Source organism: Rhizobium sp. rho-13.1, assembly GCF_007000305.1.
Classification (GTDB): Bacteria; Pseudomonadota; Alphaproteobacteria; order Rhizobiales; family Rhizobiaceae; genus Rhizobium; species Rhizobium rhododendri.
Genome location: NZ_SCFL01000001.1, coordinates 1,123,569 through 1,146,316 on the forward strand (window position 1 = coordinate 1,123,569; position 22,748 = coordinate 1,146,316).

22 protein-coding genes are annotated in these 22,748 nt (G+C 61.6%); 8 read left to right on the forward strand and 14 right to left on the reverse strand.

All coding sequences use genetic code 11. From position 1 onward, the window contains the following. Window positions 1-425: 425 nt before the first annotated feature. A complete protein-coding gene (gene xdhC / locus EQW76_RS05550) occupies window positions 426-1,238 on the forward strand; it encodes a xanthine dehydrogenase accessory protein XdhC (protein ID WP_142823414.1) in 813 nt (270 codons plus the stop codon). Here the strand turns inward: xdhC and EQW76_RS29625 are convergent. Continuing rightward, window positions 1,214-1,411 carry a hypothetical protein gene (locus EQW76_RS29625; protein WP_142823415.1) on the reverse strand — a complete coding sequence of 66 codons (198 nt, stop codon included), beginning with the start codon at window positions 1,409-1,411 and terminating at the stop codon, window positions 1,214-1,216. The genes xdhC and EQW76_RS29625 overlap by 25 nt on opposite strands. A 102-nt stretch (window positions 1,412-1,513) precedes the next feature. On the opposite strand from EQW76_RS29625, the gene EQW76_RS05560 reads away from it, so the two are divergent. From EQW76_RS05560 to EQW76_RS05580, 5 genes are all read left to right on the forward strand, one after another. Beyond that, entirely contained in the window at window positions 1,514-2,410 is an 897-nt protein-coding gene (locus tag EQW76_RS05560; RefSeq protein WP_142823416.1) for a LysR substrate-binding domain-containing protein, read from the forward strand. 176 nt (window positions 2,411-2,586) lie between these two features. Further along, complete coding sequence (locus EQW76_RS05565) at window positions 2,587-3,828, forward strand: urate hydroxylase PuuD (RefSeq protein WP_142823417.1); 1,242 nt, start codon at window positions 2,587-2,589, stop codon at window positions 3,826-3,828. Further along, window positions 3,825-5,132 carry a guanine deaminase gene (gene guaD, locus EQW76_RS05570; RefSeq protein ID WP_142823418.1) on the forward strand — a complete coding sequence of 436 codons (1,308 nt, stop codon included), beginning with the start codon at window positions 3,825-3,827 and terminating at the stop codon, window positions 5,130-5,132. The genes EQW76_RS05565 and guaD overlap by 4 nt, the downstream gene beginning before the upstream one ends. A gap of 251 nt (window positions 5,133-5,383) precedes the next feature. Further along, window positions 5,384-7,324, forward strand: a complete 1,941-nt coding sequence (locus EQW76_RS05575; RefSeq protein WP_142823419.1) for a methyl-accepting chemotaxis protein — start codon at window positions 5,384-5,386, stop codon at window positions 7,322-7,324. A 214-nt stretch (window positions 7,325-7,538) separates the two neighbouring features. Further along, complete coding sequence (locus EQW76_RS05580; RefSeq protein WP_142823420.1) at window positions 7,539-8,687, forward strand: alpha-hydroxy acid oxidase; 1,149 nt, start codon at window positions 7,539-7,541, stop codon at window positions 8,685-8,687. A gap of 16 nt (window positions 8,688-8,703) precedes the next feature. Here the strand turns inward: EQW76_RS05580 and EQW76_RS05585 are convergent, their stop codons facing one another. From EQW76_RS05585 to EQW76_RS05640, 12 genes are all read right to left on the reverse strand, one after another. Then, entirely contained in the window at window positions 8,704-9,444 is a 741-nt protein-coding gene (locus EQW76_RS05585) for a metallophosphoesterase family protein (RefSeq protein WP_142823421.1), read from the reverse strand. A 2-nt stretch (window positions 9,445-9,446) separates the two neighbouring features. Continuing rightward, window positions 9,447-9,803, reverse strand: coding sequence for a hydroxyisourate hydrolase (uraH, locus tag EQW76_RS05590; protein ID WP_142823422.1), 357 nt, complete (start codon window positions 9,801-9,803; stop codon window positions 9,447-9,449). Beyond that, window positions 9,800-10,309: an ureidoglycolate lyase gene (locus EQW76_RS05595; RefSeq protein WP_224140220.1), complete on the reverse strand. Its 510-nt coding sequence runs from the start codon at window positions 10,307-10,309 to the stop codon at window positions 9,800-9,802. The genes uraH and EQW76_RS05595 overlap by 4 nt, the downstream gene beginning before the upstream one ends. After that, the gene (locus EQW76_RS05600) at window positions 10,306-10,668 is read right to left on the reverse strand and encodes a DUF86 domain-containing protein (protein WP_142823424.1); all 363 of its coding nucleotides are present in this window, start codon (window positions 10,666-10,668) and stop codon (window positions 10,306-10,308) included. The genes EQW76_RS05595 and EQW76_RS05600 overlap by 4 nt, the downstream gene beginning before the upstream one ends. Beyond that, the gene (locus EQW76_RS05605; RefSeq protein ID WP_142823425.1) at window positions 10,665-10,955 is read right to left on the reverse strand and encodes a nucleotidyltransferase domain-containing protein; all 291 of its coding nucleotides are present in this window, start codon (window positions 10,953-10,955) and stop codon (window positions 10,665-10,667) included. The genes EQW76_RS05600 and EQW76_RS05605 overlap by 4 nt, the downstream gene beginning before the upstream one ends. A gap of 22 nt (window positions 10,956-10,977) precedes the next feature. Further along, on the reverse strand, window positions 10,978-11,160 hold the full coding sequence (locus EQW76_RS05610; protein WP_142823426.1) for a hypothetical protein: 183 nt from the start codon (window positions 11,158-11,160) through the stop codon (window positions 10,978-10,980). After that, on the reverse strand, window positions 11,157-11,450 hold the full coding sequence (locus tag EQW76_RS05615; protein ID WP_142823427.1) for a nucleotidyltransferase family protein: 294 nt from the start codon (window positions 11,448-11,450) through the stop codon (window positions 11,157-11,159). The genes EQW76_RS05610 and EQW76_RS05615 overlap by 4 nt, the downstream gene beginning before the upstream one ends. 56 nt (window positions 11,451-11,506) lie before the next feature. After that, on the reverse strand, window positions 11,507-12,529 hold the full coding sequence (alc, locus tag EQW76_RS05620) for an allantoicase (RefSeq protein WP_142823428.1): 1,023 nt from the start codon (window positions 12,527-12,529) through the stop codon (window positions 11,507-11,509). Next, window positions 12,530-13,027: a 2-oxo-4-hydroxy-4-carboxy-5-ureidoimidazoline decarboxylase gene (uraD, locus tag EQW76_RS05625; protein ID WP_142823429.1), complete on the reverse strand. Its 498-nt coding sequence runs from the start codon at window positions 13,025-13,027 to the stop codon at window positions 12,530-12,532. Continuing rightward, the gene (puuE, locus tag EQW76_RS05630) at window positions 13,028-13,951 is read right to left on the reverse strand and encodes an allantoinase PuuE (RefSeq protein ID WP_142823430.1); all 924 of its coding nucleotides are present in this window, start codon (window positions 13,949-13,951) and stop codon (window positions 13,028-13,030) included. A gap of 95 nt (window positions 13,952-14,046) precedes the next feature. Then, on the reverse strand, window positions 14,047-14,754 hold the full coding sequence (locus EQW76_RS05635) for a DUF1045 domain-containing protein (protein ID WP_142823431.1): 708 nt from the start codon (window positions 14,752-14,754) through the stop codon (window positions 14,047-14,049). A gap of 98 nt (window positions 14,755-14,852) precedes the next feature. Then, complete coding sequence (locus tag EQW76_RS05640; protein WP_142823432.1) at window positions 14,853-16,037, reverse strand: FAD-binding oxidoreductase; 1,185 nt, start codon at window positions 16,035-16,037, stop codon at window positions 14,853-14,855. On the opposite strand from EQW76_RS05640, the gene mnmD reads away from it, so the two are divergent. Then, window positions 16,036-16,767: a tRNA (5-methylaminomethyl-2-thiouridine)(34)-methyltransferase MnmD gene (gene mnmD / locus EQW76_RS05645; RefSeq protein ID WP_142823433.1), complete on the forward strand. Its 732-nt coding sequence runs from the start codon at window positions 16,036-16,038 to the stop codon at window positions 16,765-16,767. The two genes, EQW76_RS05640 and mnmD, sit on opposite strands and share 2 nt — an antisense overlap. Here the strand turns inward: mnmD and EQW76_RS05650 are convergent. Then, complete coding sequence (locus EQW76_RS05650; protein WP_244616924.1) at window positions 16,756-20,487, reverse strand: response regulator; 3,732 nt, start codon at window positions 20,485-20,487, stop codon at window positions 16,756-16,758. The genes mnmD and EQW76_RS05650 overlap by 12 nt on opposite strands. A gap of 454 nt (window positions 20,488-20,941) precedes the next feature. Here EQW76_RS05650 and EQW76_RS05655 point away from each other — a divergent pair, with 454 nt between their 5' ends. Continuing rightward, window positions 20,942-22,522 carry a DEAD/DEAH box helicase gene (locus EQW76_RS05655; protein WP_224127770.1) on the forward strand — a complete coding sequence of 527 codons (1,581 nt, stop codon included), beginning with the start codon at window positions 20,942-20,944 and terminating at the stop codon, window positions 22,520-22,522. Window positions 22,523-22,748: the final 226 nt, after the last annotated feature.

Sequence of the window (22,748 nt, forward strand, 5' to 3'; positions counted from 1 at the left end):
AGGAATCCAGCCACGGCGCGTCTGCGCCGTGAGGGCACGCTTCCACTAGCAACAGAAGATCTTTCGCGCCCAAAGACTTGGGCGCACTGGATTCCTGTGACAGGCACAGGAATGAGGGTAGTGGGAGGCGCTTGTTCCCCTCTCTCCTTGTACGCCGGGGACGGCCGCATTGCACTTATTGTCCGGATCCGCCGCTTGCGCATCACACCGATAAATCTACGGCACACTCACCTCTTCACTCATTCCTGTGCTCGTCACAGGAATCCAGCCATGGCGCGTCTGCGCCGTGAGGGGATGCTCTTCCGGGCCACGATAAGCCCCCCGCGCCCAAAGACTTGGGCGCACTGGATTGCTGTGACTGGCACAGGAATGAGGGAGACCGGGGGGACTTCCTTGATGCTCTCCGTCTATCCGGAGGCCAGGCCATGATCCCCTCCCTTGCCGCCTTCCTCGCGCAAAATCCCGCTGCCGTCCTCATTGAGATCACCGGCACGCAAGGGTCTGTTCCGCGCGAGACGGGCACGTTCATGCTGGTTTCGCAACACGACATCTGGGGCACCATCGGTGGTGGGCAGTTTGAGTTTCTGGCGATTGCCAATGCGCGGGCGATGCTCGGCGGCGGTGGCATCGAGGTGATGGATATTCCGCTTGGCCCTGAGATCGGTCAGTGCTGCGGTGGCCGGACGCAGTTGCGCTGCCGTCTCGCCAGTGCAGAGACGATCGCGGACCTCCACAGGCGGCTGGATAGGGAGGCGGAAGCCTTCCCGCAAGTGACGCTTTTCGGCGCCGGCCATGTCGGGCGGGCGCTGACGGCGGCGCTGAAACCGTTGCCGGTCGCAACCCTCGTCGTCGAGACCCGCAGGGAAGAACTGGATGAGCTGCCCGATGGCACCGCGACACGGCTGCTCGCCATGCCGGAGGCGCTAGTTGCTGAGCTTCCACCCGGCAGCGTGGTGCTGATCCTCACGCATGACCACGCGCTCGATTTCCTGATCGCCCGGGAGGCTCTGGCACGAAGCGATCTGGCCTATGTGGGAATGATCGGATCGGCCACCAAGCGCGCCACCTTTGCCCATTGGCTGGCACGCGAAGGCGGCGACAAGTCCTCGCTCGGGCGCCTGACGCTGCCCATCGGCGGCGCCACCGTCAAGGACAAACGCCCCGAAGTCATCGCCGCCATGACCGCAGCCGAAATCCTGACCGCGCTCACCTCTTACCGCAGCCATGGGTCCCGATAGCGGGGATCGCGACCGTCGAGGAAACCGAGATCGCGCTTGACGCGGTCCGGCGTGGCATCGAGGTCTAGCTTCCCGCCAGCAGGCAACAGTCTGGTAAAAAAGTGCAGCAATTTTCCACGAATTGATATCCTCCGTCTTGCCATTCCAAGCGGCGAGACTGCATTGCAGGCCATGACTTCACCTTTGTTTAATTGATCTCAGGGATTGCAGTGTGCCGCCGAAAATGCTGCAGTTCCAATCGAACAACCGTCTGCATGCATAAAGAGAACTGATCCATGAAGTTATCGAGGCAGTTTCCCCTCAATGCGCTGCGCGTGTTCGAAGCGGTGGCGCGGCTGGGCAGCTTCACGAAGGCGGGCGAAGAGATCGGCATGACGCAGACGGCCGTCAGCTACCAGATCAAGCTGCTCGAGGAGAATATCGGCGAGGCCCTGTTCCTGCGCCGACCACGGCAGATCAGCCTCACCGAAACCGGGCTAAGGCTGCTGCCAAAGGTGACCGAGGCCTTCGGGATATTGAACGAGGCGATGGCGTCCGTGAGGGAGGCTGCCGAGGAGACGCTGATCATTCACTCGACGCCGACATTTGCGTCGCAATGGCTCGCGCGCAATCTGGGCTCGTTTCAAATTCTTCATCCAACAATCGCCGTTCGGCTTAAGACCTCGGATGACCTCATCGATTTCAGCCGCGAAACTGCGGACGTTGCCATCCGAAGCGGTGGCGGAAATTGGCAGGGTCTTGCTGCCAACCGGCTCATCAAGGTCGATTTTACCCCGATGCTCAGCCCACGCCTTGCGGAGGACATTGGCGGGATCCATGCGCCAGAAGACCTGCTGAAGCTCAGGATCATCGATGCCGGCGATCCCTGGTGGGTTATCTGGTTCAAGGCGGCGGGCGTAGAAAACCCTGACCTGGAAAGCCGGCCCCGCAGCCGGCTGGGCGCGCAGTCGTTCGAGGCGAGCGCCGCAATTGCAGGCCAGGGGGTGGCTATCCTGACACCCGAATTCTACCGGGACGATCTGGCCTCCGGACGGCTGCTGCAGCCCTTTCCGCTGGTTTGCGACGATGGCCACGATTACTGGCTGGCCTATCCCGAAAGCCGGCGCAACACGCCGAAAATCAGAGCCTTCCGAAACTGGCTGATGACCGCAATTCACGGCACGACCGCATGAAAGGCAGGCGCCATCGGCAATCGCTCGGCACGCGTCTCACCTGCAACTGTAACCGAACCGTCACATCTTCCCGCCGCGTGTTCGCAGGCGCAACAAACAGCATGGTATTCGCCGCCTTCCCCTTCCCTCCGCGCTGAAAATTTTCCAATGTGGGGCGACTGCGACAGGGGACGAATATGTACGAATACGCCATCGCGTGGGAATGGCTGGCCTTTGCGGCCCGCTGGTTTCACGTCATCACCGCCATCGCCTGGATCGGTTCGTCCTTCTATTTCATCGCGCTGGATCTCGGCCTCGTGAAGCACGCCAATCTGCCTGCAGGCGCCTATGGCGAGGAATGGCAGGTGCACGGCGGCGGCTTCTATCACGTGCAGAAATACCTGGTGGCGCCGGCCAGCATGCCGGAACACCTCACCTGGTTCAAATATGAGAGCTATTTCACCTGGCTCTCCGGCTTCCTCATGCTGGCGATCGTCTATTACGGCGGCGCCGACCTCTTTCTGATCGACCGGCATGTCCTCGATGTCAGCGCTCCCGTCGCTATCCTGATCTCGCTTGCGTCGCTCGCCGTCGGCTGGATCGTCTACGACCAGCTCTGCAAGTCGCCGCTCGGCAAGAATACCTGGGTGCTGATGGGACTGCTCTACGTCGTGCTGGTCTTCATGGCCTGGGGCTACACCCACCTCTTTACCGGCCGCGCGGCCTTCCTGCATCTCGGCGCCTTCACGGCGACGATCATGTCGGCAAATGTCTTCTTCATCATCATGCCCAACCAGCGCGTTGTCGTCGCCGACCTCATCGCCGGCCGCACGCCGGATGCGAAATACGGCGTCATCGCCAAGCAGCGTTCGCTGCACAACAACTACCTGACCTTGCCGGTCATCTTCTTCATGCTGTCGAACCACTATCCGCTGGCCTTCGGCACGGCCTATAACTGGATCATCGCCGCACTAGTGTTCCTGATGGGCGTCACCATCCGCCACTGGTTCAACACCACCCACGCCCGCAAGGGCCGTCCGACCTGGACATGGCTCGTCACCGTCATCCTCTTCATCGTCATCATGTGGCTGTCGACGGTGCCGAAGATCCTGTCCGGCGATAAGGACGCAGCAGCCGTCGCGCCGGCCTTCCAGCAGTTCGCCGCTGACGCCCATTTCCCGGCGGCAAAGGCCATCGTTACGACGCGCTGTTCGATGTGCCATGCGGCAGAACCCGCCTACGAGGGGATCGTTCGGGCACCGAAGGGCGTGATGTTCGAGACCGATAGCGAGATCGCCATGCATGCCCGCGAAATCTACATCCAGGCCGGCCGCAGCCACGCCATGCCGCCGGGCAATGTCACCGACGTGACGCCGGAGGAGCGCAAGGTGCTGGTCGCCTGGTTCGAAAGCTCCGTCAATCAAGGCAAGACGCAATGACCTCCACACTTCTGCGCGGCCGGCTTCTCTCCTTCAGCCGCGCGCCGCACGACCTCTCCGACACCGGAAGCTACGTCTACGAAAGCGATGGCGGCCTGCTGCTCGAAGGCGGCCTGATCGTCGCACGCGGCCCCTACGATGCGATCAAGGCCAAGGCTCCAGTCGATGCGGTCGAAATCGACCACCGTCCACACCTGATCATGCCGGGCTTCATCGACACCCACCTGCATTTTCCCCAAATGCAGGTCATCGCCTCCTATGCCGCCAATCTGCTGGAATGGCTGAACACCTACACATTCCCCGAGGAATGCCGTTTTGTCGAAAGCGCCCATGCCGAGCGCATTGCCACCCATCTGTACGACGAACTGATCCGCCACGGCACGACCACTGCCGTTGCCTATTGCTCGGTCCACAAGACCTCCGCCGACGCTTTCTTCCGCGAGGCGCTTCGGCGCAACATGCGCATGGTCGGCGGCAAGGTGATGATGGACCGTAACGCCCCTCAGGGCCTGCTCGATACGCCGCAGCTCGGCTATGACGAGACCCGCGCCGTCATCGCCGAATGGCACGGCAAGGGTCGCAACCACGTCGCCATCACGCCGCGCTTCGCCATCACCTCGACACCGCAGCAGATGGAGGCGGCAGGCGCTCTGGCCCGCGAATTCCCCGAGCTGCACATCCAGACCCACCTGTCGGAAAACCACGACGAGATCAAGTTCACCGCAGAACTCTACCCCGAGGCGCTAGACTATACCGACATCTACGCCCGCTACGGCCTGCTCGGCGACAAGACGCTGTTCGGTCACTGCATCCATCTCTCGGAGCGCGAGGCGGATGCAATGAGCGAGGCCGGCGCGATCGCCGTGCATTGCCCGACGTCCAACCTCTTCCTCGGCTCGGGCCTGTTTCCGCTGAAGGCGTTGGCACGTCGTGAAAAGCCGGTTCGCATCGGTGTTGCCACGGATATTGGCGGCGGATCGAGCTACTCGATGCTGCGCACCATGGACGAGGCTTACAAGATCCAGCAGTTGCTTGGCGAACGGCTGAACCCGCTGGAGAGCTACTACCACATGACGCTTGGGAACGCCGAGGCGCTTGCTCTTGCCGACCGCATCGGCACGCTCGACCCCGGCAGCGACGCCGACCTCGTGGTTCTCGATGCAGCGGCTACGCCTGCCATGGCGTTGAAAATGGAGGTGGTGAAAAGCCTGGTCGAGGAGCTTTTCCTCCTGCAGACCATGGGCGACGACCGGGCCATTGCGGAGACCTATGTTGCCGGCGTGGCGTCAAAGACAGCACTGTGACTATTTGGTACCAAATTTAAAAAAGCTCTTATAAAGCAAGTCAGCATTTACCCTTATTTAAAGCCAGCTGACCTAATGGTCTCAGCGGCAAGGGATCGTTTTCGGCCGCCATGATGGCACCTGCCGCTTGCCATTTCACTCATCATTTCGCCGGACCCCCGAGTTGCTCGCTTCGTCAAGAGCGGGAGGCATCGCCTCCTGCTGCCGACGTTTGCGTCCCATTCGTTGCCCGCCCACTCCTCCGAGGACAAATGTCAATTCTCAAGAACGCCAGCATCCGCACCAAGATCCTGTCGCTGATTATCCCGCTTTGCATCGTCGGCGTTGGAGCAACGGCTTTCGTCGCAAGCCGCTATAAGGCCGCCGATACGGATTACTCCAAGTTTATTGCGACCGACAACGTTGCGTCCGTCGAAATGGCAAGGGCAAACCGCAACCTGGGTGCGACCGCCTACAATGCTTATCGGGCACTTACCTACTCCGCGAAGGATCCAGCCTTCGGCGCGGCTGTAAACCTCTACGAAACCAGCAAGTCGCAGCTTTTCGGGAAGCTGGATTTCGTGAAGACAAGTCTTCCTGATCGCGCCCGGCAGGTCGATGCGCTGATCGTCAGGATCAAGGAAATCATTGCCCTGACAGACGCGTCGGTGCGTGCGAGCCAGGCGGGCCAGAGCGACGAAGCCAAGGCCCTCATGGGCAAGGCCGACAGCCTGATCACTCCCGTTGCCATGGATACAGTAGCGCTCAACGATGAAATTATTGCGGCGGTCGGCGCCAAGAGCGACGAGCTCACGGAGCAGACCAACCACACGATCTTGACGTCCCTGACCGTTGTCGGGATCACTTTCGCGCTCGGTATCCTGGCTGCTCTATTCGTGGCCGCGAAAGGCATCACAGCACCGATCGTTCGCCTGCGCGACCGGATGACGTCGCTGGCCCAAGGGCATACCGAGGCCCCGGTCGAAGGTCAGGATCGCCGCGACGAAGTGGGCCAGATGGCAGAGGCTGTCTCCGTGTTCCGCGACAATGCCATCGAGCGCCTTCGCCTTGAAGCCGAGGCAGAGAGCAACCGCAGCATGTCGGAGCGCGAGCGGATGGCACGCGAGGCACAAAAAGCGGAGGAAGCAGCCAACGTGCAGTTCGTCGTCGATCAGCTGGGCGCAGGGCTGGACCGGTTGGCCAGCGGGGATGTCGCCTATCGCATCGAAACACCGTTCGTCAGCCACCTCGATGGTCTTCGCGCCAATTTCAACGGCTCGGTCGCAAACTTGCAGGAAGCATTGCAGGACGTCGGCCGGAATGCGCGTGGAATTGACGCCGGCGCCAACGAAATCCGCTCCGCTGCCGATGACCTGTCGAAGCGAACCGAGCAGCAGGCGGCCTCAGTTGAGGAAACTGCAGCAGCCCTCGAGGAAATCACCACCACAGTCAAGGATTCGAGCCGCCGCGCGGAGGAAGTTGGAAACCTTGTATCAAAGGCCCGAGACGGCGCGGAAAAATCCGGTGCCGTTGTGCGGGAGGCGGTAATCGCCATGAACGAGATCGAACGGTCGTCGGGGGAAATCTCCAACATCATCGGCGTAATCGACGAGATCGCATTCCAGACCAATCTTCTCGCCCTCAATGCCGGCGTCGAAGCCGCCCGCGCCGGAGAAGCAGGCAAGGGCTTCGCCGTCGTTGCCCAGGAAGTCCGCGAACTGGCCCAGCGGTCTGCCAAGGCCGCCAAGGAAATCAAGGCGCTTATCACGGCTTCCGGCGAGCACGTTCGCTCCGGCGTCCAACTCGTCGGCCAGACGGGTCAGGCGCTCGAGGTCATCGTGACCGAAGTTCAGGAGATCAATCGCCATATCCATGCGATGGTCGAGTCCACCCGTGAGCAATCCGTCGGCCTTCAGGAAATCAACACCGCCGTCAACACGATGGATCAGGGCACGCAGCAAAATGCCGCCATGGTCGAGCAATCGACCGCCGCAAGCCACAGCCTGGCCCGCGAGGCTGCATCGCTCAACGAACTCCTGGCCCGCTTCAATGTCGGCGGCGAGGCTGTCAGCGCCAAGCCTGCTGTTCGCAGCGTCTCCGCCTCATCCCGCCCCGCCCCCTCTCCCGCGCGAGCCTTGGGCCGCAAGGTCGCCAGCGCCTTTGGCGGACGTGCATCGGCCGCCGCTGAGAACGCCTCCTGGGAAGAGTTCTGAGCCGTCACCAGCCAAACATGAAAGCGGGCAGACCTTGCCCGCTTTCACAGGGACTACCCATGCGGAAACTGCTTTTCTCGAAGACAACCCCGGAGTCGGCACCAAAGCTCGCATTTGCCCTTGACCCGGCGCTCGCAGCGGAAGAAATTCGGCCAGCAAAATCGCCGGAATTATGCATAGGCGAAGCCACCTTTTACCCATGAAGGCAGTTTTGATGTCCACACCGCTCACGATCGCCGATCTCAAGGCCCTGGCGAAGCGCCGCGTTCCCAAGATGTTTTTCGACTATGCCGATTCCGGCGCCTGGACGCAGTCGACCTACGACGCGAATGAGAGCGATTTCCACAAGATCAAGCTGCGTCAGCGGGTTCTGGTCGACATGACGAACCGATCGCTGCAGACGACCATGGTCGGACAGACGGTGTCGATGCCGGTGGCACTGGCGCCAACCGGACTGACGGGCATGCAACATGCGGACGGCGAGATGCTGGCGGCGCGCGCCGCAGAAGAGTTCGGCGTGCCCTTCACCCTGTCGACCATGAGCATCTGCTCGATCGAGGATGTCGCCTCGGTGACGACGAAGCCCTTCTGGTTCCAGCTCTACGTGATGCGGGACAAGGACTTCGTGATGAACCTGATCAACCGCGCCAAGGCCGCAAATTGTTCGGCGCTGGTGCTGACGGCAGACCTGCAGATCCTTGGCCAGCGCCACAAGGACCTGCGCAACGGCCTGTCCGCACCGCCGAAATTCACTCCGAAGCACATCTACCAGATGGCGACGCGGCCGATGTGGTGCCTGCGCATGGCCGGCACCAAGCGCCGTTCCTTCGGCAACATCGTCGGTCACGCCAAGAACGTATCGGACCTCTCCTCCCTGTCATCCTGGACGGCCGAACAGTTCGACCCCAAGCTCTCCTGGGACGATGTCGCCTGGATCAAGAAGCAATGGGGCGGCAAGCTTATCCTCAAGGGCATCCTGGACGTCGAAGATGCAAGGGCTGCGGCAGAAACCGGTGCCGATGCCATCGTCGTCTCCAACCACGGAGGCCGCCAGCTCGATGGCGCTCCTTCGTCGATCTCGATGCTGGGACGGATCGTCGATGCGGTCGGCGACAAGATCGAGGTCCATCTCGACAGCGGCATACGCTCCGGCCAAGACGTGCTGAAGGCAGTCGCACTGGGCGCCAAGGGCACCTATATCGGCCGCCCCTTCCTCTATGGCCTCGGGGCGATGGGCAAGGAAGGCGTAACACTGGCTCTCAGCATCCTGCGCAAGGAAATGGACGTCACCATGGCACTCTGCGGCAAGCGTGACATCAACGATGTCGATAGGTCGATCATCTCGGAGTTGTCGCAAATCTGAGGCTTCGGCCCAACTGCTACCTCAGCCAGCCCGTGGCAAGGCCGCTCGCCCAGTCCGGCCGTCCGTTGGCGAGCGCGAGCCCTGCAGCGGCCATGTGATCGTAGGCAACATTGCGGAAGGTCGCCGTCCAGCCGGTTTCCAGCTTTTCGAGGATCGCGTAGGACGCCAGCGGATGACCGGCCTCCACCTTGTGCGGATAGGGCGCGTCATCATCATAAGCCGGGCAGCCGACACTGCCGGGATTGACGATCAGGCGACCATCGGGCAGGCGCACCATGCGCGGAATGTGGCTGTGCGCGGCAAGTATAAGAGGCTGCGGGATATCGACGGCCAGGGCTTCGATCGCCTCGATCGGCTTCAGGGAAACCCTTCCATCCGGCGATACCTGCTCCAGCCAGTATAGATTGTCGTCCTCGGGCGTCGCATGGCAGAGATAGGCCTCGCCCTTATAGAGTAGATTCGTCGGCAGGGCCCGGATCCACTCAAGATGGGCCGGCGACATCTGGCGATAGGCGACGCTGTCGGAGATCTCCATCTCGGATACGGCACGGTCGATCAGATAGCGATCGTGATTGCCACGCACGGTGACCATGGGCCTCGCCAGCAGCAGGTCGCCGACCTTGCCGGCGTCCAGCGGCCCGCTGAAGCAGTCGCCGAGATTGACGATATCGGAAATGCCCAATGCCGCGATGTCGGCAAGCACGGCCTCGAGCGCAAGGAAGTTGCCGTGGATATCGGCGATCGCGGCAAATCTCATTCTCAGCTTCCCCGATATGTCGAATAGCCGTAGGGCGAGATCAGCAGCGGCACGTGATAATGGGCAGTCGTATCGGCGATGCCGAAGCGGATCGGCACGACATCGAGAAACGCAGGCTCGGGCAATTGGCAACCCGTGCCGCGCAGATAGTCGCCGGCGTGAAACAGCAGTTCGTAGGTGCCCGCTACGAAACTGTCGCCAACCAGCATCGGTCCGCCATCGACCCGGCCATCTGCGTTGGTGACGAGCGTCTTCAAGACCGTCCGCACCTCCCCGTCGATCCGGGAAAGAACGATGTACAGGCCTTCTGCAGGCTTGCCGAGCGCCGTGTCGAGCACGTGGGTCGTCAGTCCGGTCATGGCGTCGGTGCTCCGATGATATAGGGGGTCTCGAAAAAGAATTCCTGCAGATTGTTGTCCGGCCCGTCCCGGTCGACCACGAGAAAATCGCTGGCCTCTCCGAGCGTCATCAGTGGATGATGCCAGACATTTCTGGCGTAGTTCACACCTTGGTCACCTCGGGCGAGAAACACGCGCGGCCGGCCGGGTCGCCCACCCTCGTCATCTGAAACGACCACGAGGAATGGCCTGCCGGACAGGGGCGAAAAGCTCTGGCTGCCGAACGGATGTCGCTCCATCATGTCGACTGCGTAGGGAAAGGCACGAGGCTGGCCCCGAAACAGGCTGATGATGACAACCGCGCCATCCCCCTCGGCCTCCGCCGTGGCAAGCGCATGGAACCGCTCCGTCGTGCCGCCATTGATGAGGCGCATCCTGGCAGGATCGGCTTCGATGACATCGCCAAAAGGTGCAAAGGCGGATCGGGTGAGAGGCCGAATATCGAGAGATCGGGAAAGTGTCATCATTCGCCTTGAGCACGCCAGTTGCGCAAGCCTTGCAATTGATCGAGCAACTCGGGAAGCATGGTTGCGGCGGTGTACCAGACGGTATCCAGATCCAGCTGGAAATACTGATGGGCAATGCGGTTACGCATATCCCGGATGTCGCGCCACGGGATGTCGCTATGCTGGGCAACAAAGTCGGGATGGCCATCCATGATCTTAACCACGCACTCGCCGATCGCCATGATATTCATCACCACCGCGTCCTGGGTTCTCTCGTCCAGCAGAAACGCATCGTGCCCTACGTCGGCGGCATATTTTGACGCCTTGGTTGCGGCTGACTGCATGCGATCCAGATAGGTGGCGAGCCTGTCATCGCTCATATGGCAACCGCCTCGGCGATGATGCGATCCCTGATCCTGGGCGGAAAATCGCCCGGCACCTTGACGTCGACACGTACACCGAGTGCAGCCTCCAGATCACCCTGCAGGCCGCCAAGCGTCAACAATGTCGTACCGGGCATCGCGTCGACAAGAATATCGAGATCGCTATCGGCCCTGTCCTCACCCCGCAGCACGGACCCGTAGACGCGCGGATTTGCCAGCCGACGATTGGATACGATTTCCCGTATCACTTGTCTGTTGTCTCGAAGGGCATCCGATGGCTTCATGTCCAAGCTCCTGAAGCCATCATTATAGGCAACAATCCGGAGGAACGAAAGGCGCGGCAATCAAGCCTTCGTCCCAAACAACCGCAGCCGCATGATACCGCCGTCCGGATTCAGCGATGACGTCGCCATAGGGTGCAAACCGGTTGGCGTCTGATGCGGCCGCGCGCATCCGATCGAGCATCAGGGCGATGCGATCTTCGCTCATATCGGTTTTGCTTCGGCGAGAGCCCGCATCCGGACATTTTCCCGAAAATCACCCGGCGTCAAAAGATGCACCGAAGTACCAAGCATCATTTGCTCGAGTGCGTCCTGAAGGCCTCCGAGAGATAGGAGAGTGCTGCCCGGAAGCGCATCCACCAGAATATCGAGGTCGCTGTCGCGACGATCCTCGCCGCGTGCTACCGAGCCGAAGACGCGCGGATTGGCCGCGTTGAAGCGCTCCGCAACGTCACGAATCGCCTGCCTGTTTCTATCCAGCACTTCCGATGGCTTCATCGCCACAACACTCCTGACGATGCAACCATACCGCAGCGAGGCAGAAGAAAAAAAACTCAAGCCTTCGTCCCAAACAACCGCAGCCGCATGATGCCGCCGTCCGGGTGCATCGCCAGCCTGACGTGGGTGACCGGGCCGATGTCGGCCAGTGCCTCGTTGCCGAACGGATGGATGTGATCCATCTGCAGCTTGGTGCGTGGCAGGAGCGGCTTCCACTGTTCGGAGGCGGCGATATCGGCCTCCGTCAGGCTATCGCCGAGGTCGGGCAGATAGGCGCCAAGAATCTCGCAGGTATCGGGGAAATTGCCCTTGTAGAATGCCGTATCGACGATGGCGCGATGGATTCTTCCGGCATGGCCGAGGCGAATGATTGCCCAGTCATGGCCAGGCCCGCGACGACGCTTGGTTTCCCAGCCATCGCCCATATTGCGACCGCGGCCCGGGCCGAGCAGCTTGTCCGGATGGCCGTAATGGGCGTCGGACCAGGCCAGTGCCTTGGCACCGTGGAAGACGTAGGCAAGATCGACTTCCTCGGAAGCACCCACCTTCGACCAGTCGAAATAGGCCGTGCCATAGACCCGCAGCCGGGCAATGCCGCCATCCGGATAGATGTGCAGCCGCAGATGCGTCCAGACCTTCTGCTTGTCGTCTATCTCGAAGAAATGGTGGGCGCTGGGGCCGAGCGGCGACTTTGCCAGCAGTTCCGTCCAGGCGGTCGTTGCATCCGGTTCGCCTGCCTCGACGAAGGCTGCCTCGATCGAGCAATGGGGCGGATAGTTGCCGGTGAAGTAGCCGGTATCGACGTCGAAACCGAAGATCTTGCCCGGCATGGCAAGGCGGATTATCGCCCAGTCATGGCCGGCAACGCGCTTGCGGCGGCTTTCCCAGCCATCCATCCACTTGCCGTTGTCGTCATAGGCCAGCGCATCCCAGTGGGGCGGCTCGTCCTGGAGCATGCGGCTGAGCGGCGCGAAGAATTCGTCGGAGACATCGATGCCCTTGGCACCGAGGCGGGCGGAGGCAAGGTTGATGGCACCCTCGGTGAAGGATGGCATGTCGGGCAGGTCGATGTAGGTCATTCAAGTCTCCGGAAGCATGGTTTTAAGGCGCAGCAGGGCAATCTTCTCCACCTGCACGCAAGCGGTCGCGAACTCCGTGTCGCGGTCGTTGTTGATACGCATCTCGAACGCATCGAGTATGTCGTCCTTGGTCAGGCCTTTGACGGCGATGATGAAGGGAAAGCCGAATTTCGAAACGTAGGCTTTGTTCAGTTCGGAAAAGCGGGCGTGTTCCTCCGGGCTCAGCCTGTCGAGCCCCGCCCCCGCCTGTTCCTGCCGGCTCTCCATCGTCAGCTTGCCGGCAATGGCCAGCTTGCCCGCGAGATCGGGATGGGCGCGCAGCACCGTCAGACGTTCGGCATGGGTCGCGTCACGAAACACCGACACCATGGCGCCGTGGATGCCAACCGCCGTCAGCGGCTCCTTGATAATGCCGGCGTCGACGGCGCGCTCGGCGATGTAGGGCGAATGCTCGAAAACGCCGCCGAAGCGCGTCACGAAGTCGTAGCGCATGATCATCTACAGCGTTCCCGGCTGGTGGTGCGCGTGCCAGTGGCGGGCGATCTCGATGCGCTGCGGGATCCAGACCTTCTCGTGGCCGAGGACATATTCGATGAAACGCTTCAGGGCGGCTGCGCGCGCCGGACGGCCGACGAGGCGACAGTGAAGCCCGACCGAGAGCATTTTTGCGCTGCCGGCCTTGCCCTCCTGATAGAGCGTGTCGAAGGCATCCTTCAGATAGGCAAAGAACTGGTCGCCCGAGTTGAAGCCCTGCGGGGTCGCAAAGCGCATGTCGTTGGTATCGAGCGTGTAGGGGATGATGAGGAAGGGCTTCTGGTCGATGCCCTTCACCCAGTAGGGCAGATCGTCGGCATAGCTGTCGGAGGAATAGAGAAAACCGCCCTCCTCCATGGCCAGCCGCAGCGTATTGTCGGACGGCTTGCCCTGGTACATCCCGTAGGGCCGCTCGCCGGTCAGTTCCGTATGCAACCGCACGGCCTCGACGATATGCTTGCGCTCGACCTCCTCCGGAAAATCCTTGTATTCGAGCCACCGGTAGCCGTGGCTGGCAATTTCCCAGCCCGCCTCCTTCATCGCTGCTACGGCCTCCGGGTTACGCGCCATGGCCATCGTCACGCCGTAAACGGTCGCCTGCACGTTGAGATCGGTAAACATCCGCCACAGCCGCCAGAATCCGGCCCTCGAGCCGTATTCGTAGATCGATTCCATGTTCAGATTGCGCTGGTTGGGCCAGGCTGCCGCACCGACGATTTCCGAGAGAAGATTTTCCGAGGCCGGATCGCCGTCGAGAATGGAGCTTTCGCCGCCTTCCTCGTAGTTGATGACGAACTGCACCGCGATACGCGCGTCACCCGGCCATTTCGGATCGGGCGTTGTCCGGCCATAGCCGATCAGATCGCGCGGATAGATATCGGATACCATCGAACCACCTCATGAAGTCAGGCAGACGGTAAGCATCGAAAGCGGAGTTGTCGAGACGGAAAGTGAGCGCCTGCAGCACGGCAGACGACGGTTCGTCAGGCGGATTTCCGCGCACTGACCTTGCCCATCGGATGCAGCGAGTGGACGCGGAATGGACCGTCGTTGCTCTCTTCCATCATCAGGGCGATATTGGAGACGAGAATCGGTTCAGCCAGAACAGGCTCGAAGAGATCGCGCAGGACGCGTTCCATACGCGGCATGTCTGCTGAATGCACAGGTCCCGTCAGCGCCATCCTGAAACGGAATTCATCCATCACGTCGGCGCATCCCCAACGATGGAGGTTGGCGAACTGCGTCGCCGACAGCAGGTCGGGATCGCAGCGATCGATTTCCGCCTCGGTCAGCGGCGCGCGGAAATGATCGAACTCCTGCGTCAGCGCCGAAGCGAGATAATTCAGCGCACTGAGCGGATAAGACGGCACGAGCCCAAAGGCATTGCCGAGCCGTGCGACTTCGAGGCGCGGGATTTGAAATGGCTCGAATGTCCCTGAATAGCGCATGAGGTCGCGCAGCAATGCGGCTTCAGCCGTCGGCTCAGCCAGTCGGAACGGTGCTTTGAGCGCTGCATGGAAGCCATAGCGACGCGGCAGGGCGGTATGAAAGGCGACCTCGCGCAGGCCGAGACCGCCAATCTCCGGCTCCTCGACCCGTTCGCCCGTATAGACGTTCCGACCAAGCCAGCTCGCAGCAACCATCGTCAGCGGATCGCGCGGAGGCGGTGTAAATCCAATGATATAGCGCATGATCCCTCCTCCGGGCCGCGGCCACACGGATAGGTCCATGCGCAACGATGCAGATAAGCGATTTGCGTGACAGAATGACGAAGCGCGGCCGGCAAATTTCACGCAGTGCGCGAAGCCACGCGAATGTGATTCACCAGGGTGAAGCTTTCGGGCATTTCAGATGCGAAAGCCGGAGCACCGGAGATCTCGCCGATAGCGATGGCAGCAAGCCGGTGTGCCAGTCCGAAGGTGATCTTGAAGCCGCCGGTCAGCGCGATCAATGAGGGGTGATCCGGATGCGGCCCTACCATTGGATCGCGGTCAATGGCTTTCGGGCGCAAGCCTGCCCATCGCTCCACGAGTTCGGCCTGTGCCAGCAGCGGCACCATGGCTCGCACGGATGCCAGCAGCGTATCGAGCAGCGCATCGGTCGACAGGGGATCGTCGAACTGGTTTTCGCTGGTGCTGCCCACTGCCACATGACCGCCATCGTGCGGCACGATGTAAAGACCGTCGCGAAAGATCACTGGCAGGTTGGGGTCGACATCGACCTTAAGAAGCGCGGCCTGTCCCTTGACAGCCTGCCCCAGCGGCTTTTGCAGATCCGTCGTCAATTGTCCCAGCAGCGGAAAGGCAGCATGTCCGGCCGAGAGGATACAATGTCCGAAGCCAATATCGCCTGCCGTGGTATGCGCCACGCCGCGGACAGGATCGAGGCTCTCGACTGCCACGCCCTGAAGGATGCGGACATTCCGCGCGCCTTGCAGGAAGGCCGACAAAACCGCGATCAGCCCACGCGGCGCGACCCGCGCGGCCAGCGTGTCATGCACAAAGCCGCTTTCCCCCGACGCCGGATCGATCCAGCCTTCTCCGGGATCGTCGATGACATTCCAGTGGAATTGCCTGTCTCCCTCGCGCCAGTTGGCGTCGGCATCGCGCGAGTGGCCTTCGGCGATCTTGCGCAGGTGTGGCTTCGGCAAGGGGATGAAACGGCCGGAGCGACGATAACCTGCCGAAAGGCCGGTTTCGAGCTCGAGTTCGGCGATATCGCCTTCGAGCGCCACGAGCGAGGCCAGCTGGAATTGCTTCTTGTTGTCCCAGCGATCCGGCATGTAGGGCATCAATGCGCCGAGCACGCCGCCGCTGGCGCCGGACCCCAGAAGGCCGCTGTCGACCAACAGCGTCTCGATGCCCTGGCATTCCGCATGGACCGCAGCCCAGAGGCCCATGATGCCGCCGCCGACGATCAGCAGTGCGGTAGACGATTGACCGGCAGGCTTTGCCGGATTAACGGCTCTTGGCATGACAGATCCAGTTTCCGATGACGCGTCGCAGACGATGAGCCAGCCGCTCGAATGGCGCGACGGCGATATGCCTTATTCGTCTGCCTTTGGCGATCATTTTTATTGCCAGACCGATGGCCGCCTCGAATGCAGTCACGTCTTTCTCGACGGCAACGGCCTGCCGGCGCGCTGGCACGGCCGGTCGGAATTCCGCATTGGCGAACTCGGCTTCGGCACCGCCCTCAATTTTTGCGAGACGTGGCGCCAATGGAAGACCGAGCGTTCGGCCGGCGCGACGCTGCATTTCATGTCCTTCGAACTGTATCCGATGCGTGCACAGGAGATCGACCGGGCTTTGTCCCGCTGGCCGGAAATCGATGACGAACGAAAGGCGCTGGTCACCTGCTGGCCCGAGACGCCGGAAGGCATCGTCTCGCTGCAACTGGACGAACAGACGCGACTGAGTGTCGTTTGCGGCCCCGCGCTAGATGGAGTAGGTGCCGCGGAAACGGGTTTTGACGCGTGGTTCCTCGATGGCTTCGCGCCGTCCCGCAACGGCGACATGTGGTCGCCTGAACTGATGCAACTGGTCCACGACAAGACGTCGCAAGGCGGCACGTTCGCCACCTACGCCGCCGCTGGTTTCGTACGCCGCAATCTGCAGGCTGCTGGCTTCGCCGTCGAACGACGCAAGGGCTTTGCCGGAAAGCGCGAAATGCTCTGCGGTGTCAGGGGTCTATCAGACGCTTGATTGCTGATCGGAGCTTTTGGCATTTTTCATCCACAGCCCGATCTTCGCTTCCAGCAGTTCCGGGCTTATGGGCTTCGACATATAGTCGTCCATCCCCGAGGCCATGCACAGTTCACGGTCACTTTCGAGCGCATGGGCGGTGACGCCGATGATCGGCACGTGGCGTCCGGCACCGTCCGCCGCTTCGATCTCGCGGATGGCACGGGTCGCCTGCAGCCCGTTCATGATCGGCATCGAGACATCCATCATGATCAGCGACGGAGTGCACCGGCGGTAGGCAGCGACCGCCTCCTCGCCGTTCCTGACAATCAGGAAATGAGCGCCGGCCGCTTGCAGGATTTGCGTGAAGACGATCTGGTTGACCTCGTTATCCTCTGCCACCAGGATATCGACGCTCTCCGCTGGCCTATCCGTCACAAAAACTGCAGCAGCCGAGACGGACTGCCCCGCGACGGCCTCCGGGGCCTCGGACACCAGCGGGCGCGGCGCCTCGCCGGTCGAGCGACGCTGACGGGCCGTGCGCACGACCTCGATCACCGTGTTGCGGAGCACGTTTGCGCGCGCGGGCTTCATCAGGTGGGCGTCGCCGCTCAGCGCTGCGTATTCCCTGTCAGCGCCGGCAACATCCATCGATGTCAGGAAAATCAGCGGCACCCCGTCAAAGCGTCGATCCTGTCGCATCGTGCGCGCAATATCGGCTCCGGTCATGCCCGGCATGTTGTAGTCGAGTATGACGGCATCGACCGCGACCCCGATGTCGGCGGCCTCCGACAGGATCGCGAGACCCGTCGGACCATCGGCGACGGCAACGCTCTGGAAGCCCCATTCGGCAAGTTGTTCGGTGAGAATCTGTCGATTGATGGCGTGATCGTCGATGACGAGGATCTGTGCACCCTTGACGTTGACCGGAACCTGCCCTTTGCCACGCGAGCCGGTTGCAGTCGGCAACGGCAGGTGGATCTTGAAGGTCGAGCCGCTGCCAAGGGCGCTTTCAACTTCCAGATAACCCCCGAACAGATCCACGAGCCCAGCGGTGATCGCAAGGCCGAGGCCGGTACCCTCGTGGCGGCGTGTCGACGACGAATCAACCTGCGAGAATTTGTCGAATATCGAGCCTAGCCGATCCTTCGAGATGCCGATGCCGGTGTCGGTCACACGGATGGTGACCATGGTGGCCCTGCCCGGCACAGGGTCCGCATCGACATCGACAAGCACATGACCGTGCTCGGTGAACTTGACCGCATTTCCGACGATATTGGTGAGGATCTGACGGAAACGCCCGGCGTCGCCGATCACCATCGACGGCAGGCGCGGTGAGACGCGCACCAGTAGTTCGACATTCTTCTCGCCGGCCTGAGACGAGAGCAGCGTCGCGACATCCTCAACCGCTTCCGCCGGATCGAAGCTCGTCTGCCGCAACTGCATCTGCCCGGCATCGATCTTGGAGAAGTCGAGGATGTCGTTGATGATCGTCAGCAGTGCGTTGCCGGATTTGGAGATGATGTCGACGAAGGTCGTCTGGCGCGCATCGAGCCCGGTCTTGCCCAGCAATTCCGCCATTCCCAGCACACCGTTCATCGGGGTCCGGATCTCATGGCTCATATTGGCCAGAAACTCCGACTTTGCCCGGTCCGCGGCTTCGCTGCGGGCAAGCAGGCGCTGCAATTCCGTCTCGCGGTCCTTCATGTCCGTGACGTCGGTGAAAACCACCAGCCATCGGCCGGAAGGGCCCATGGATGCGTTCATGTGCAGCCACGTCTCGCCACGGATATTGAAGTTTGCCGAAATCGGCTGGTGACGACGGATCCTGTCGGCCCAGGCAGCGAGTGCCTCCTGCGGCGCGGGTCCAAGGTCGCCCCGCGCGGCACAATGACGGAAGATCTTCAGCCATCGCCTGCCGACGGACAGCGATGCCGCCTCGATCTGCAGCATACCGGGCAACGCATCGTTGGAGAGCATGATGATGCCGTCCTCGACGATCATCAGCCCTTGAGACATCGCATGCGTCGCATCGGTCATCAGTTCGCCCAGGCGCTCCAGTGCCTCACGCCCTTCCGATAGCTCCCTTTCCTTCCGGCACAGCGAAGAAACGTCTGCGTAGCAGAGCAAGGTCCGGTTGCCGGAAAGCTTGCGACCGTCCACCAGCACCCGGCGGTCCACGCCAAAACTGATTTCGGACTGGAGACTGCCGTCGGGGCCGGAGATCGCCTCTATCCGCGCCTGGTAGAGCGTTTCCCAATGCGGGGCGTCCGGGCCGAAATAGCCACGCGCATGATTTCGGCGCATCACCTCGCGAAGCGACGTCGCCTCCCGGCGATCCTCCTCAGACATTCCCCATATCTCGTAGAAGGCATCGTTGGCATATTCGAGGTCGAAATTCTGATCGAAGATCAGCACGCCTGTCGGCAGCGAACCTATGATGTTTTCCAGATCCTGACTAAGCTGCTCGGCGCGCGCGCGCGTCTCCGTAAGCTGCCTCTCGCCCAGCTTCAGCGTCGATACGTCATCCATCGAGCCGACGACATAGTGATTGCCAGTGGAGGTGGAAACACCCTTCAGCCGCGTAACGACCGCATGCTGGCGCCCCGGGGCGTAGGCGACCTCGTCCTCGAATTCGAGATGCTGCTGGCTGCGCAACATGGCTTCGTTTTCCGCGAAGAAGGCCGTTCCCTCCTCGCCGAACATTTCCACTTCCGTCTTGCCGAGCGACGCCTCCGCTGTCAGGCCGGTCATCCGGAAATATGCCTCGTTACCGTAGAGGAGCCGGTGATCGGCACCGCGCACGAAGGCAGAGACCGGAAGATCGTGCAGGAGAGTCCGATAGAGCGTCGCCTCGTCGATCTTGTTGCGCAACAGCGCTTCACCTTCCTTGATCGCCGTCACGTCGATGCGCAGTGCGACGATGGACCCATCCGGCAGGCGCTTGTGGATACAGCGCAGCCATTCCCCATCCGGCGTCCGCTCTACAAGATCGCTATGCTCGGCGCGAAGGATCGACAGTCGCTTTTCAATCCAGCGCTGCTTGTCCTCAGTGATCGAATCGGGGCTCCTCCCCGACCAGAAATCGAAAACGGCCGAATAGACGTCACGGGCGTTCATGCCGAGCGTCGCCCTGCCCACCAAGCGCAGATAGAGGTCGTTCCAGCGTCCGTTGCAGTAGGCAAGCTCGAGATCGGCAGTGTAGATGCCAACTCCCATGTCGAGCAGGCCGAAGATTTCCTCGACCACACCCGAACGAAGCAGCGACGTGTCGGCGGCGGCAATTAACCCGGTTTCCAGAGCAACCGCAGGGTCTGCAAGCTGCATTATCGATGTCGCGACATCATCGGGCGAAACACGTTCCACCGAGCGGCTGGCACCGATCTGGGGCGGCGCCTCGGTAAAGATGCCGAAGATATAGGCCCGGTCTTCCGCCGGCATGAAGCTTTCGATCTGCACCTCGAACGCCGATAGGCGATCCCGAGCGAAGCAGATCGACGTTTCTTCCGTTCCGAAGACGATGGCGCGGCGCTCTTTATCCTCGCGGTCTGCATCTTCGGCGCGATGGGAGAGCTCGTGACTGCGACAACCGATGAAATCCGAGATTTCGCGGCCGAAAAATGCCGCATAAGCCTCGTTTACCGCGACATATCGAAGATCGCTGTTTTTGACATAGGCAGGCCGGTCGGTCTCGGTGATCCGATGACAGGCAATATCCAACAGTTCACCACGGCTCTTCAAGAAAGCCTCGCTCGTTCGACGCATACAGTCTGTCTTTTTACCAAGCAGGCCGCTAACAATGTGTTAACCATACGCGTTCCGGTCTTTTGAGGCTCCATCGATGGCATCTGGCTGCGACACAAAGCGCTGCTGCCGACAGCTGGTTTATCGAAGCTGACAGTTGACTTCAGCGACGAATAGGGCCATATGCCCCTCAGCTTTCACCTTCCCGGCCGCCGCGTGAGCGTGCCCTGCGAAAAAAGACGACCCGCAAGAGAAGGACAAAAGCGCTCGAAAAACGACTGCCGAATGGCGGCAGTCCCATGCGCTGGAAAGCTATTTTCCAACTTACAAGTTCCCACTTCACGCGGGGTTCTTGACGCCAGAGACCGACCGGACCGCAAGACGCGTTCCGGCGAACTCGTTTTTGGCGCCTCGAAAGGCAATTGAATTGACCACTTTTAGCGATCTTGGCTTGTCCGAACAGATTGTGACGTCTCTGACCCAACAGGGATATTCGACCCCTACCCCGATCCAGGCGGAAGCCATTCCGCTCGTTCTGCAGGGCCGCGACCTCGTCGGCCTCGCCCAGACCGGCACCGGCAAGACGGCCGCTTTCGGCCTGCCTATCATTGAAATGCTGATGAAGGACGGCAAGCGTCCCGAACACCGCAGCACCCGCACGCTGATCCTCGCGCCGACCCGCGAACTGGTGAACCAGATCGCTGCCAGCCTGAAGGAATACACCCGCAAGACGCAGCTGAAGATCGGCCTCGTCGTTGGCGGCGCTTCGATCAACAAGCAGCAGATGCAGATGGAACGCGGCGTCGACATCCTCGTCGCAACGCCTGGGCGTCTGCTCGACCTGATTGCCCGTCGCGCCCTGACGCTCGGCCATGTGTCCTACCTCGTCCTCGACGAAGCCGACCAGATGCTCGACCTCGGCTTCGTGCATGACCTGCGCAAGATCTCGAAGATGGTGCCTGCCAAGCGCCAGACGCTGCTGTTCTCGGCCACCATGCCGAAGGCCATCGCCGATCTCGCCGCCGACTTCCTGAGCAACCCGGCCCGTGTCGAAGTTTCGCCTCCCGGCAAGGCTGCGGACAAGGTCGAACAGTTCGTTCACTTCGTTTCCGGCCAGAACCACAAGACCGAGCTCCTCAAGGAATCGATGAACGCCAACCCGGACGGCCGCGCCATGGTCTTCCTGCGTACCAAGCACGGCGCCGAGAAGCTGATGAAGCATCTCGAGCACGTCGGCTTCGCGGCGGCCTCGATCCACGGCAACAAGAGCCAGGGCCAGCGCGAGCGTGCTTTGAAGTCTTTCAAGGACGGTGAAACCCGCGTTCTCGTCGCCACTGACGTCGCTGCCCGTGGCATCGACATCCCCGGCGTCAGCCACGTCTACAACTACGACCTGCCGGAAGTACCGGATGCCTACGTTCACCGCATCGGCCGTACGGCCCGTGCCGGTCGCGACGGCATCGCCATCGCCTTCTGCGCTCCGGACGAAATCCGTCTTCTGCGCGACATCGAACGCCTGATGTCCATCGACATCCAGGTTGCCAGCGGCGAAGCGCCTGCGGACCGTGCCCGTCCTGCCCGTGGTGGCGGTGGCGGCAATCGCTCCGGCGCCGGCGGCAACCGTGGTGGTGGCCAGGGCCAGGGTCGTGGCGCCGGATCGGGCGCTCCCCGCTCCGACGGCCGTCCTGCTCGTCGTCCGCGTCCAGACGGTGATTTCCGCAGCGAAACCCGCGGTGATCGCCCGGCAGTAGCGCGCGAAAACAACCGCAATGCCGATTTCCGTGGCCAGCGCACTGCAGAACGTGCCCCGCGCGAGATTGACAACGATCTGGCCTCAACCTCGGATTTCCGCCCGGCCAAGGCGCCGCAGCGTGCTCGGCCAGCCGGCGACAACGGCGCACCACGCAGCCGTCCGCCGCATGGCCGTCCAGCTCACAAGGCTGGCGAAGCCCGCGGTCGTCCAGACGGCAACAACGGCCAGGCCCGCAAGCCAGCCGGCGGTCGCCCAGGCCCCCGTCGCGAACAGGCGTAAGCCAAACCATCTGACCTCACGAAGCGGCGGGAGCAATTCCGCCGCTTTTTCTTTGCCTCGCGCATCGACCTCCGGCTGCTGCCGGCAGGGCATCCTGCAGAAAAAATAGCCAGCTGCGCAAAGGATGTGCAGAGCAAACATGCCAGCCGGAACGCTTCGCATATTAGTTATTCTGTCTATGCCAGCTCTTTCAGCGCTTGCCGGGCTTTCCCATTGGTTCCGAAAT